Source organism: Streptomyces sp. LUP30 (assembly GCF_001746365.1).
Taxonomy (GTDB): Bacteria; Actinomycetota; Actinomycetes; order Streptomycetales; family Streptomycetaceae; genus Streptomyces.
Map to the genome: position 1 here is coordinate 23,289 of NZ_MJAJ01000004.1, position 12,664 is coordinate 35,952.

Annotated in this window: 13 protein-coding genes; 12 read left to right on the top strand and 1 reads right to left on the bottom strand. The window is 71.4% G+C overall.

The window, feature by feature from the left end; translation table 11 throughout:
* Positions 1 to 135 precede the first annotated feature (135 nt).
* The 6 genes from BG482_RS05190 (at position 136) to BG482_RS05215 (ending at position 6,826) form a co-directional block, all read left to right on the top strand.
* Complete coding sequence (locus BG482_RS05190; RefSeq protein WP_069767661.1) at positions 136 to 1,362, top strand: glycosyltransferase family 2 protein; 1,227 nt, start codon at positions 136 to 138, stop codon at positions 1,360 to 1,362.
* Positions 1,363 to 1,594: 232 nt separating this feature from the next.
* Positions 1,595 to 2,701 carry a glutamate 5-kinase gene (proB, locus tag BG482_RS05195; protein WP_069767662.1) on the top strand — a complete coding sequence of 369 codons (1,107 nt, stop codon included), beginning with the start codon at positions 1,595 to 1,597 and terminating at the stop codon, positions 2,699 to 2,701.
* A 156-nt stretch (positions 2,702 to 2,857) separates the two neighbouring features.
* Entirely contained in the window at positions 2,858 to 3,412 is a 555-nt protein-coding gene (locus BG482_RS05200; RefSeq protein WP_079141598.1) for a hypothetical protein, read from the top strand.
* 225 nt (positions 3,413 to 3,637) lie between these two features.
* A complete protein-coding gene (locus tag BG482_RS05205) occupies positions 3,638 to 4,924 on the top strand; it encodes a glutamate-5-semialdehyde dehydrogenase (protein ID WP_069767663.1) in 1,287 nt (428 codons plus the stop codon).
* A 102-nt stretch (positions 4,925 to 5,026) separates the two neighbouring features.
* A complete protein-coding gene (locus BG482_RS05210; protein ID WP_079141599.1) occupies positions 5,027 to 5,632 on the top strand; it encodes a hypothetical protein in 606 nt (201 codons plus the stop codon).
* Positions 5,633 to 5,755: 123 nt separating this feature from the next.
* Positions 5,756 to 6,826: a hypothetical protein gene (locus tag BG482_RS05215; protein WP_069767664.1), complete on the top strand. Its 1,071-nt coding sequence runs from the start codon at positions 5,756 to 5,758 to the stop codon at positions 6,824 to 6,826.
* 99 nt (positions 6,827 to 6,925) lie between these two features.
* Here BG482_RS05215 and BG482_RS05220 read toward each other — a convergent pair whose 3' ends face one another.
* Complete coding sequence (locus BG482_RS05220) at positions 6,926 to 8,086, bottom strand: M48 family metallopeptidase (protein WP_069767665.1); 1,161 nt, start codon at positions 8,084 to 8,086, stop codon at positions 6,926 to 6,928.
* A 137-nt stretch (positions 8,087 to 8,223) separates the two neighbouring features.
* On the opposite strand from BG482_RS05220, the gene BG482_RS43765 reads away from it, so the two are divergent.
* The 6 genes from BG482_RS43765 to BG482_RS05240 all read left to right on the top strand — a co-directional run bounded on the left by BG482_RS43765 (position 8,224) and on the right by BG482_RS05240 (position 12,612).
* Positions 8,224 to 8,385, top strand: coding sequence for a hypothetical protein (locus tag BG482_RS43765; protein ID WP_176741311.1), 162 nt, complete (start codon positions 8,224 to 8,226; stop codon positions 8,383 to 8,385).
* A gap of 143 nt (positions 8,386 to 8,528) precedes the next feature.
* Entirely contained in the window at positions 8,529 to 8,693 is a 165-nt protein-coding gene (locus BG482_RS42365) for a hypothetical protein (protein WP_107450361.1), read from the top strand.
* Positions 8,694 to 8,790: 97 nt separating this feature from the next.
* Positions 8,791 to 9,417, top strand: coding sequence for a nicotinate-nucleotide adenylyltransferase (gene nadD, locus BG482_RS05225; RefSeq protein ID WP_069767666.1), 627 nt, complete (start codon positions 8,791 to 8,793; stop codon positions 9,415 to 9,417).
* Positions 9,418 to 9,433: 16 nt separating this feature from the next.
* Complete coding sequence (locus BG482_RS05230) at positions 9,434 to 11,293, top strand: LCP family protein (RefSeq protein WP_069767667.1); 1,860 nt, start codon at positions 9,434 to 9,436, stop codon at positions 11,291 to 11,293.
* A 201-nt stretch (positions 11,294 to 11,494) separates the two neighbouring features.
* On the top strand, positions 11,495 to 11,941 hold the full coding sequence (gene rsfS, locus BG482_RS05235; protein ID WP_069767668.1) for a ribosome silencing factor: 447 nt from the start codon (positions 11,495 to 11,497) through the stop codon (positions 11,939 to 11,941).
* Complete coding sequence (locus BG482_RS05240; RefSeq protein WP_069767669.1) at positions 11,938 to 12,612, top strand: histidine phosphatase family protein; 675 nt, start codon at positions 11,938 to 11,940, stop codon at positions 12,610 to 12,612. Before rsfS ends, BG482_RS05240 begins: the two co-directional genes overlap by 4 nt.
* The last annotated feature ends 52 nt before the right edge of the window (positions 12,613 to 12,664 follow it).

Sequence of the window (12,664 nt, forward strand, 5' to 3'; positions counted from 1 at the left end):
CCGGAGACCCGGCCTTTGGTGCATTCTGTGAGGTGGAACACGGTTGCGGCAGGCAACCCATCCTGTTCACCCATCGTCTATCGGGTGTCCAAAGCATGTCTGTGTCGGGAGACCGTTGCGTGATGAGAGGGAACAGTGACCGTTGCGCAGCCTGACGTCACGGTGGTCATCGGGGCGTACGAAGCGATGCCGTATCTGGTGGAGTGCCTGGCATCGGTCGAGGCACAGACCCTGGATCCGGCCCGCATCGAGGTCATAGCCGTCGACGACGGATCCCGGGACGGCACCGGGGACTTCCTGGAGGAGTTCGCCGCCCGCGCACCCATGGACGTCACGGTGATCCGCCAGGACAACTCGGGCGGCCCCAGCGGTCCGCGCAACGTCGGCCTGTCCAAGGCCACCGGGCGCTATGTCTTCTTCCTCGACGCCGACGACAGGCTCGGCGCCGAGGCCCTGGAGCGCATGGTCGCCATGGCCGACCGCAACGGCACGGACGTGGTCCTCGGCCGGGTCGAGGGCGTCAACCGCAACGCCCCCAGGTCGATGTGGGGCGAGACGCTCGACCGGACGGACGTGTACTCGTCCAACATCAAGTTCACGCTCAGCGCGCAGAAGCTGTTCCGCCGGGAGTTCCTGGAGCGGCACGGCATGCGCTTCGACGAGTCGCTGTGGACCGGCGAGGACGCGCTGTTCACCATGGAGGCGTATCTGCGGGCCGACGGGGTCTCCGTGGTCGCCGACTACACCTGCTACTACCTGGTGGGCCGCGACGACGGCAAGCATGTGACGAAGAGCGGGAGCTACACCCTGCGCTTCGACTCGGCGCGCGCCCTGATGGGACTGCTGGAGCGGCTGGTCCCGCCCGGCCCCAAGCGTGACGTGCTCATGGTCCGCCCGTTCCTCGTCACCGTGCTGCCGCAGTTCGGGCCCGTCTTCCTCCGCAACGACGAGGAGATCCGGCGCACCAAGCTGGAGCTGGCCAAGCCGCTGATGGACGCCTACTGGAACGAAGGGGTCGCCCAGCGTCTCCTGGTCCACGAGCGGCTGCGTCTGGAGCTGGTGGCCCGCGGGCGCGCCGACCTCCTCGTGGACGTCCTGGAGTTCATCCAGGCCAAGACCAAGCCGGCCCCCGTCCTGAAGAAGCGCGGCACCCAGCTCTACCTGGCCTACCCGCACTACGGCTCCGCGGAGGCCGGCGTCCCCGACCGGACCTACCTGGCCGAGCCCCGCGAGGCCAAGGCCTACCCGGGGTGGCGCAAGAACCCCACCGAGACCTTCCTGCGCGGCTTCGTCCGCAAGGTCCGCCGCAAGGCGCGCCGCCTGCGCCGCACGGCGCGTCCGGGCGGCACGGCGGCGGCCTGAGGAACCGGCGGTGGCCGGCGCGGCGGTGCACCGTGGCTGCGGGAGCGCCCGCGACGACCTTCGCGCCGGTCCGGTTCCTGGCCGGGCCACGCCTCGACCGGGCATCCGTCCGTGCAGTGAAACCCCCGCGCGGCCCGCGCCCGCGTTCGCGTAGATTGCCGGAAAGGCAGCCGTGAACAGCCGTGGACCTATGCGAGGAGCGCAGAACAAGGTGGCAGGGGCAAGGCAGGCCGTGGGCGAAGCCCGCAGGATCGTCGTCAAGGTCGGCTCCTCGTCGCTGACCACCGCCTCCGGCGGGCTGGACGCCGACCGGGTCGACGCGCTCGTCGACGTCCTCGCCAAGAGCCGCAGCGGAGGGGAGAAGGAGGTCGTCCTCGTCTCGTCCGGTGCGATCGCCGCCGGGCTCGCCCCGCTGGGCCTGCGCCGCCGGCCCAAGGACCTGGCCCGCCAGCAGGCCGCCGCCAGCGTCGGCCAGGGACTGCTGGTGGCCCGCTACACCGCCTCCTTCGCCCGGTACGGCGTCCGCGTCGGGCAGGTGCTGCTGACCAGCGACGACATGAGCCGGCGCGCCCACCACCGCAACGCCTCCCGCACCCTGGACAAGCTGCTCGCGATGGGTGCGTTCCCGATCGTCAACGAGAACGACACCGTCGCCACCGACGAGATCCGCTTCGGCGACAACGACCGGCTCGCCGCCCTCGTCGCCCACCTCGTCCACGCCGACCTGCTGGTCCTGCTCTCCGACGTCGACGGCGTCTACGACGGCGATCCCAGCAGGCCGGGCACGGCCCGGATCGCCGAGGTGCGGGCCCCCGAGGACCTCGCGCACGTCGAGATCGGCAGCGCCGGGAAGGCGGGCGTCGGAACCGGCGGCATGGTCACCAAGGTCGAGGCCGCCCGGATCGCGGCGGCCGCCGGCATCCCCGTGGTCCTCACCAGCGCCGTCCACGCGGCCGACGCCTTCGCCGGCGGGGACACCGGCACCTTCTTCCACGCCACCGGCAAGCGCTCGGCCGACCGGCTGCTGTGGCTACAGCACGCCTCCACCCCGCAGGGGTCGCTGACGCTGGACGACGGCGCGGTGCGCGCGGTCGTCGAACGGCGTACCTCGCTGCTGCCGGCCGGGATCGCCTCCGTCGAGGGCGAGTTCAGCGCGGGCGACCCCGTGGAGCTGCGCGACGCCCAGGGGCGCCCGGTGGCCCGCGGCCTCGTCAACTTCGACGCCAAGGAGATCCCCCAGCTGCTCGGGCGGTCGACGCGGGAGCTCGCCCGGGAGCTCGGCGCGGAGTACGAGCGCGAGGTCGTCCACCGGGACGACCTGGTGATCCTGCACCCGTAAACGCGCTCGAACGGACCGTACCGGTGGGGGACGTTCCGTGAAACCGCCCCACGATGCCGTGCGGCCTGCTCAACTTTGTCACAGGGACAAACCGCGGGAGCCCGGTGGGCGAGCGCGGCACACGATCCGCACGAGCGCTGCGTAAAGGAGGCCGTCGTGAGACGAGTGCGCCCTGGGGTGGCAGCGGCCCGTGGGAGTACCGGCGGGGCCGGCGGGACGGCATCGTGCACGGCCGGGCCGGCGTCGTCGCGCACCGCGGGTGCGCCGGCGCGTGCGCCCGGCGAGGAGCGCGCCCTGACCAGCGTGGCGGCTGGGGAGACGTACCGGGCCCAGGAGGACGTCGAGTCGAAGGGCGAGCAGCCCGTGGACGTCCCCCGGCTGTGGCACGTGACCCTCAGCGTCTCCGGTGAGCAGGCCCCGCTGAAGGAGGTCCGGCGTGCTCTCGAACAGCTCGCCCACGACCACCCCTTCCTCCTGACCAGCAGATATGCGGGCGATCACGCCGAGATCCGGTACTGGGAGGAGGCCCGCGACCTGCACGACGCGGCCGCCGTCGCCCTGCGCCTGTGGGGCGAGCACCGTCAGACGGCCGGGCTCCCGCCCTGGGAGATCGTGGGCCTGGAGGTCATCGACCGTCAGACCTACCACCAGCGCATCGCCGAGGGCTACGGCCCGGCCCCGGCGACGCCGGTCGGCGTCCACCCCTATTGACGCCCTTCGCCTCGATGCCCCTCGCCGGCGCCCGAGGGCCCGGCGTGCCCGGGGGATCGGGGTGTCCGGGGGATCGGGGTGTCCGGCGTGTCCGGGGACCCGGACGCCTCGACGCCTTCCTCAGGGTGTCTCGGGCGTCCCAAGGTGTCCCGGGGTTTCTCCGGGTGTGTCTCGGGGTGTGGAACGAGCGGAGAACGGGCCGGTGCGGCGCACTACGCTTCCCTTATGACCACGCTCTCGCCGTACGACTCCATGTCCCCGGTCACCCGCGCCGCCTACCGCGCCAAGGCGGCCGCCGCCGACCTCGCGCCGCTGCCGCGTGCCGTGAAGGACGACGCGCTGCTCGCCATCGCGGACGCGCTGGAGGTCCGCACGAGCGAGATCGTCGAGGCCAACGCCAAGGACATCGCCAAGGCCCGGGAGGCCGGCACCAGTGAGGCCATCGTCGACCGGCTGACCCTGACCCCGGAACGGGTGCGTGCCATCGCCTCGGACGTGCGGGACGTCGTCGCCCTGCCCGACCCCGTCGGCGAGGTCGTCCGCGGTTCCACCCTTCCCAACGGCATCGACCTGCGGCAGGTCCGGGTCCCGCTCGGCGTCGTCGGCATCATCTACGAGGCCCGGCCGAACGTCACCGTGGACGCCGCAGCCCTCTGCCTGAAGTCGGGCAACGCGGTGCTGCTGCGCGGCTCGTCCTCCGCCTACGAGTCGAACACCGCCCTCGTCAGGGTGCTCCGCGACGCCGTCGGCGGGGCCGGGCTGCCCGCCGACGCCGTGCAACTGGTGCCCGGTGAGGGCCGCGAGAGCGTCGGCGAGCTGATGCGCGCCCGCGGACTCGTCGACGTCCTCATTCCGCGCGGTGGCGCGTCGCTCATCCGGACGGTGGTCACGGAGTCCACCGTCCCGGTCATCGAGACCGGCACCGGCAACTGCCACGTCTACGTCGACGCCCACGCCGACCTCGACATGGCGATCGACATCCTGATCAACTCCAAGGCGCACCGGGTCAGCGTCTGCAACGCCGCCGAGACCCTCCTGGTCCACCAGGACATCGCTCCCGCGTTCCTGCCGCGCGCCCTGGACGCCCTAGCCGAGGCGGGCGTGACGGTCCACGCCGACGAACGTGTGCTGGCGTACGCCGAGGGCTCCAAGGCGACCGTCGTGGAGGCCACCCCGGAGGACTGGGAGACGGAGTACCTCTCCTACGACATCGCCGCCGCCGTCGTCGACTCGCTGGACAAGGCCGTCGAGCACATCCGGCTGTGGACCTCCGGTCACACCGAGGCGATCGTCACCACCTCGCAGCAGGCGGCCCGCCGGTTCACCCAATTGGTGGATTCCACCACGGTGGCTGTGAACGCCTCCACCCGCTTCACCGACGGCGGCCAGTTCGGCTTCGGTGCGGAGATCGGCATCTCCACCCAGAAGCTGCACGCCCGGGGCCCGATGGGCTTGCCGGAACTGACCAGCACCAAGTACATCGTCACCGGCGACGGGCACGTACGGCGCTGACAGGGGCCGTCACCCAGCCGCTCGGGGGCCGGTCCGGCCCGGTCGCGGACGGCCGTGACGGGCGTCTCATCCGGCGACGAATTTCCCTACCGCCTGCCCAAAATGACCCCCCAGGTCTACTCTGGAACCGTGCCGGAGGACGTGGGGGGTGTGCCGCCGTTCCCTGACGGCTGGGAGCCCGACGACGATCACGACCGCGGGGTGTCGGACGAAGAGTTCGCCTCCGTGGTCTTCGACGAGGCCTTCGTGCAGGCGGCCGTGGTGCACGAGCCGACCGCCGTCGAACGCCTCCTGGCCGCCGCGGAGGCGAGAGCCAAGGCCTCCGAGGCCGAGGCCCGCCGCGCCCGCGCCAGAGGCGACCGCTACGACGACCTCTACGGGACCGGCGGTTTCGGCCATGATCCCGACCTCGACGACCTGGACGACGCCGACGTTCCCGAAGCCTGGGAACGCCGCTACGGCGCTCTCGGCGCATTCGGCAGGCAGATCCGCTGGCACCGCGCGGTGGCATGGATGCTCGCCCTGGTGATGGGCATCGGCATGGTCGCGCTGGCCTTCGCCGCGGTCTACCGGGGCGGGTCCTCGGACAGCCGGGACCGGGTGCCGCAGCCCGCCAGGACCGGTCTCGAACAGGGAAGCGTGCCGCCCCCCGGTGCATCCGCCGACTCTTTCCGGCCACCCGTCTCAGCGGCCCCTCAGGTCCCCTGAACGCATGTGCGACGCAGGGCCGTGCGAACGCTCCGCGGGCACGGGTGAAGCTGGTGAGTACCTGTCAGAAGTTGCGGTGCGGCGGGGCGTTTACCCGAGGTCCGCGCGACCTACCCTGAAAGTATGGCCGGGCCTGGAGACCCACCGGAGGGGACACCCGAAGGCACTTCCGGAAGTGGCGAGGACGAGTACCGATCCGTCGTCTTCGACGAATCGTTCGTCCGCGCTGCCCGCATTCAGGAGTACTCCGCCCAGGAGCGGCTGACCGACCACGCGCCCGCCGTCCGCCGTCGTCCACCCCTGCGCCGGGGACTGTCCCGGCAGGCGCTGATCCTGGTCCTGCTGATCGCCGTCGCCTTCGGCACGGCCGTCTACATGGGACTGCGCAGCCCCTACCAGAACCAGTCGGCACGCCGGTCCGTCGAGCCCCTGCGGATGACCGTCATCCCGCTCTCCCCGCAGGGCGTCGTGCCCGGGGCGGCCGCCCCCGAGACGCTCTTCGCGCACAGTCCCGCCGCGCAGTTCCGCATCGGCGCCGAGGGCATCCCGCTGCCCGCCTCCCGGCGGACGGCGCATTTCTCCGACAGCCAGGTGGTCACCGCTCTGACCACGGCCAAGGACTACATCGTGCACTCCTCCCTCTACCCGGGGGTGCTCACCGGGCAGCAGGTGCGACCCGTGCGCGCGCTGGTCGACTCCGATCAGCTCGACCAGTTCGACGAGAGCTTCAGCCGCCCCACCGCCGACGGGCGGCACGCGCCGACCGGCTGGCTGGTCCGCTTCGACCCGGCCCGGGTGGAGCTGGCCGACGCCAGGATCCGAGTCCAGGGCACCCTGCAGGCTCTCGAGACCGACTCCTCGACCCTCGAGGTGACCGCCGACCACACCTTCGTGTACGCCCTGCGCCCCACCGGCGCGGAGACGGGCGCCGCGGCCTCCCTCTTCACCGTCCGACGCGAGCTGCACTTCCGCTTCGACCGCGCCGACCTGCGCACCCACCAGGTCCAGCTGAGCGTGTCCTACGTGCAGGCCGGCCCGCTGTCCTGTGCCGAGGACTCCACGAACCACCTGCGTCCCCTGCTCGCCGGCCAGACCGCCAAGGCGGGCGGCCCGGCCGGCACGGACCCCTATGCGACCGATGACGCGACGGCCCTGTGCGGAGCCCTGGCGAACAGCGCCCAACCGAAGGTCTGACCCCCGGCCGCCGCACTCGCCGGTGCTGGGACACCGGTACCGGCAGGGGGCGCCGACCGTCGGTCGTCGGAAGGGAGCGCGCCCGGCACCGGGCCGCCGTCAGGTCGCGTCGCGCGGAGGCGTCTCCGTCGGTCCGTCGGTACCGTCCGCGCCGCCGGTGCCCTCCGTGCCGTTCGAACCGTTGCGAGGCGGCGCGTCGTCCGACGGAGCCGGGCCGCCGAAACCGCCGAACCCGCGACGCACCCTGCCGCCCAGATCGCCCGCGCCGCCGGCTATGTCGCTGACCAGCTTCATCAGCGGGTCCTTGGAGCTCTTGACGCTGGTCGCGTAGTGAGCGGCCGACTCACGGAAGGAGTCCGTGACCGAGGTGTCCTTGTCCTCGCCGCGCCGCGGGTAGTGGCCGTCCATGATCCGCTGGTGGTCGCGGGACTCCGCCCACTTCTTCAGCTCGGCCGCGCGCACGGTGGAGAAGGGGTGGGTGCGAGGCAGCACGTTGAGGATCTTCAGCACCGAGTCGCGCAGGTCCCCGGACGCCTCGTACTCCTCCGCCTGCTGCAGGAAGGCGTCCACGTTCATCTCGTGCAGATGGTTGCCGCCGGCGATCTTCATGAGGCCGCGCATCGACGCCTTCAGGTCCTGGCCGACGAGAAGACCCGCGCGGTCGGCGGACAGCTCCGACTTGCGGAACCACTCGCGCAGCGCCGTCACGATCGCCATGATCGCGAGGTTGCCCAGCGGGATCCAGGCGACCCGGATGGCCAGGTTGGTCAGGAACAGCAGGATCGTGCGGTACACGGCGTGCCCGGACAGGGCGTGGCCCACCTCGTGCCCCACGACCGCACGCATCTCCTCCTCGTCCAGCAGCTCGACGAGACCGGTGGTGACGACGATGATCGGCTCGTCCAGGCCGATGCACATCGCGTTGGGCTGCGGATCCTGATTGACGTACATGGGCGGGACCTTCTCCAGGTCCAGGATGTGGCAGGCGTCCCGCAGCATGTCGTTGAGGTGCGCGAACTGCTGGTCCGAGACCCGCACCGAGTCCGACAGGAACAGCAGTCTCAGACTCCGCTCGGGCAGCAGCCCGCTGAGCGCCTTGAACACCGTGTCGAAGCCGCTCAGCTTGCGCAGCGCGACCAGTGCCGAGCGGTCCGCCGGGTGCTCGTACGCACGCGAGGAGATTCCGGGGAAGCGCCTGCGCTGCCTGCTCGGCACCTTCTCGTGACCGGCGCCGTGGTGCTCGTGGCCTTCGTCCGACATGTCTTCCCCCATGTGCGTCTGTGTGGCCTTTACCTGACCCTTTACGGACCCTTGTGCGGCCCTTTGCGCCCCCGAAGCAGAGCCCAGCCTAGGCGGAGTTACCGTGGACGGGCACTACACCTAAGGAGTCCCCCGCCATGGAGCAGCACCCCGCAGCCGCCTGGCTCACCGAAGCCGCCGGCGCCGCCCAGCAGCAGGGGGCGGGGAATCTGCTCCGCGTCGTACTGATCGTGATGATCCTGGGCTGTGTGCTCACCGCGTGGTTTCTGCTGCGGGGCTACAAGCGGAAGGACGACTGAGTCGTCGCGAAGGTTCCCAACGGCGGAGTCGGCGTGATCGCCGCCGAGCCTCACGCTTACCATGGGCCGACGTCTTTCCCGCCCTCCCCCACTCTCGACTCCGGTCGAGCGGGGGGACCTCCATCGGATAGGTCCTGCCGAAGATGAGCCTTCACAGCGCCGCTGCCCAGTTGGTCACCCTCGCCGCCGAGGGCGAGGAGCACGGTGGCAACCACGAAAGCCTGAGCCCCCTGGTCACCGGCGGCAGCGCGTTCCTCATCCTGCTGCTCCTGCTGTGGATCACCACCCGCTTCAACCGCGACCGCTGAGACGGCACGTGTTCAGCGACGGGCAGTCCGGCATAGCGGGACGCTCCGGGCGACCGCCGGCCGGGGCCCCGGGACCGGGCCGGTAGGGTCTGCACGCATGGGAGAGCAGGACATGCCTACCGGCCCGCGGAACCCGGGCAAGCGCCGCCTCGGCGTCATGGGCGGAACGTTCGATCCGATCCACCACGGACACCTGGTGGCGGCCAGTGAGGTCGCCGCGCAGTTCCGCCTGGACGAGGTCGTGTTCGTCCCGACCGGGCAGCCGTGGCAGAAGACCCACCGCAGCGTCTCCCCGGCCGAGGACCGCTACCTGATGACGGTCATCGCGACCGCCGAGAACCCGCAGTTCTCGGTCAGCCGCATCGACATCGACCGCGGCGGCCCCACCTACACCGTGGACACCCTCCGCGACCTGCGGGCCCTCAACCCCGACACGGACCTGTTCTTCATCACCGGCGCCGACGCCCTGGGCCAGATCCTGACCTGGAGGGACAGCGAGGAGCTGTTCGCCCTCGCGCACTTCGTCGGCGTCACCCGGCCCGGGCACAACCTCCAGGACCCCGGCCTGCCCGAAGGCGGTGTCTCGCTCGTCGAGGTCCCCGCCCTCGCCATCTCCTCGACGGACTGCCGTGCGAGAGTCGCCAAGGGCGACCCCGTCTGGTATCTGGTGCCCGACGGAGTCGTGCGCTACATCGACAAGCGCGAGCTGTACCGCGGCGAGTGAGCCGAGAGGGGTACCGGTGAACGACCGATACGACGCGGGGTACGGGGACGACCAGTACGAGCTCGTCGGCTACGACGAGTACGGGCAGCCCGTCTACCGACAGGTTCCGCAGGTCCCGCCCCGCCAGATGCCGCAGCAGCCCTACGACTACGGGCAGCAAGGGCAACAGACACAGCAGGGGCAACAGGGACAGCAAGGGCAGCAAGGGCAACAGGGGTACGGCTACGACCCGTACGCCATGGGCGGGCAGCAGCAGGCGCCCGCCTACGACCCGTACGACACCGGCCGTCAGCAGACCGACCCCGGTTACGCCACCGGTCGTCAGCCGGCCGCCTCCGGTTACGACACGGGTCGACAGGCCCCCGTCGGCTACGACCCCTACGGCGACGCCACCCAGGCCCCGTACGACCCCTACGGTCAGACCGCGACCAGCGGACAGCAGCCCCGGGTCGAGCAGCCCCGTGCCGCCGAGCAGACCGCGTACATCCCTCAGCAGGCCGGTCCCGTGGAGACCGGGGCCTCCGAGGCGGACCGCGAAACCGATGACCCGGCGTCCCACGCGCGCGGGGCGACCGACGCTCCCTCAGGGGAGCAACGGGATTACCGCACCGAGCAGTTCGCCTTCGTCGAGGAGCAGGGCGGTGACTCCGAGGACGTCATCGACTGGCTGAACTTCACCGAGAACCGCACCGAGCGCCGCGAGGAGGCAAAGCGTCGCGCCCGCAGCCGGGTCGTCGCCCTCGCCGTGGTGCTGGCGCTGGTAGCGGTCGGCGGCGTGGGCTACCTCTGGTTCGCCGGCATGCTGCCAGGGCTGTCGTCCTCCTCGGACCCGGACGCCAAGACCACGACCGGCGGCGCCCAGAAGCGTGATGTGGTCGTCGTCCACCTGCACAACACCGCCGGTGGCGGCACCTCCACGGTGCTGCTCGTCGACAACACCACGACCAAGCAGGCCACCACGGTCCTGCTGCCCAACTCCCTTGTCCTCACGGATGACGACGGCGCCACGACGACCCTCGCCAAGTCCGTCGACGACGACGGCTCCGCCGGGACGCGCGACGCGCTGGCCACGGTCCTCGGCACCAGCATCGAGGGCACCTGGCGGCTCGACACCCCCTATCTGCAGAACCTCGTCGACCTCGTCGGCAACATCGAGATCGACACCGACGCGGCCGTGCCCGACCGGGCCGCCAAGAAGGGCCAGGCCCCGCTCGTCGCCAAGGACCAGGACCAGACCCTGAGCGGCAAGATGGCCGTCGCCTACGCCACCTACCGCGCCCCGGGGGAGCCACAGAACGCCCAGCTGCAGCGGTTCGGCCAGGTCATGCAGGGCGTGTTGCGCAAGGTGTCCTCCGACGCGCAGGGCGCGACCGTCACCGTGCAGACGCTGGCCCAGATCCTCGATCCCTCCCTGACGGACAAGGACCTCGGCGCCTTCCTCGCCAAACTCGCCGACCTCGCCAAGGGCGGCGACTACAAGACCGCCCTGCTCCCCGTCCAGAACGACGGCACGCTCAGCGCGGCGGCCAGTGCGAGCGTCGTCAAGGACGTCCTCGGCGGCACCGCGAAGAGCCCCGACAAGGACGCCGCCGTCAGCGTGTCCGTCCAGAACGCCAGCGGGGACAAGGCCAAGACCGAGGACGCGCGCGTGGTCCTCCTCAACGGCGGCTTCACCTTCCTGGAGGCCGGCAGTCCGTCGAGCACGAAGGCCGCCTCCCAGGTGCTCTACACCGACCCCGCCGAGAAGGAGAACGCATCCGAGGTCGCCAAGACCCTGGGGCTGGACGCGGGCGCCGTGAAGAAGGGCGCCGTCTCCGGGAACGCCGACGTGGCGGTCGTCCTGGGCGAGGACTACAAGCCCACCGCGACCGGGTGAGCCGTCCGGTGGTCCGAGTGGTCCGAGTGATGCGGGTGGGTCGGGTGGTGCGCGCAGTGCGGGCGACGGGAGACCGGGGGCGCGGAGAGAGACACGGGGCCCGTCGGAGCCGGTCCCCGCGTGATCCGCTCATCACGTGGGGTGGTGTCGGCGGTCCGTGAGACCCTTGGGGACAAGTGTCCGCCGACGGAAAGCCACGTAGTGACCGCCACCGACCGCTCCATCGAGCTCATCCAGACCGCCGCCCAGGCGGCTGCCGACAAGCTCGCGCACGACATCATCGCCTACGACGTCAGCGACGTGCTGTCGATCACGGACGCCTTCCTGCTGGCCTCCGCCCCCAACGACCGCCAGGTCAAGTCGATCGTCGACGAGATCGAGGAGCGCCTCCAGAAGGAGCTCGGCGCCAAGCCGGTACGCCGTGAGGGCGACCGCGACGCCCGCTGGATCCTGCTCGACTACGTCGACATCGTCGTCCACGTCCAGCACAGCGAGGAGCGCGTCTTCTACGCCCTCGAGCGGCTGTGGAAGGACTGCCCCGAGCTGGAGCTGCCCGCCGACGCCCGGGCGACCCGCGGCAAGGCCCAGGAACACGCCAAGCTGCAGGCCGAGGAGGACGCCGACGCCGGATTCGGGGAGCTGCGGTGACTGCCAGCGCGCAGACCGCCGCGTCCCGTGAGCCGGGGCGCGGCCGCCGCGTCATCCTCTGGCGGCACGGCCAGACCGCCTGGAACGTGGAGCGCCGGTTCCAGGGCACGACGGACGTCGAGCTGACCGAGACCGGCGTGGCCCAGGCCCGCCGCTCCGCCCGGCTGTTGGCCTCGCTCCAGCCCGACGCCATCGTCGCCTCGGACCTGTCCCGGGCCGCGAACACGGCCGCCGAGCTGGCCGTGCTCACCGGCCTGACCGTCACCCATGACGAGGCCCTGCGCGAGACGTACGCGGGCTCCTGGCAGGGGCTGACGCACGAGGAGATCATCGCTCGCCACGGCGCGGAGTACACCGCGTGGAAGCGCGGTGAGCCGGTCCGCCGCGGCGGCGGCGAACTGGAGACCGAGGTGGCCGACCGGGCCGCCCCGGTCGTGCTGCGGCACGCCGAGAAACTGCCCGAGGACGGCACGCTCGTCGTGGTCAGCCACGGCGGCACCATCCGCACCACCATCGGCCGTCTCCTCGGCCTGGAGGCGCACAACTGGGAGAGCCTCGGCGGTCTCTCGAACTGCTGCTGGTCGGTCCTCGGCGAGGGCGCGCGCGGCTGGCGTCTGCTGGAGCACAACGCCGGCACCCTGCCCGAACCGGTGCTCGGCGACGACGACTGAGCGACCGCTCGGCCCGCGGAGGCCGGATTTCACTTTCCGGCAGGTCGCAGGC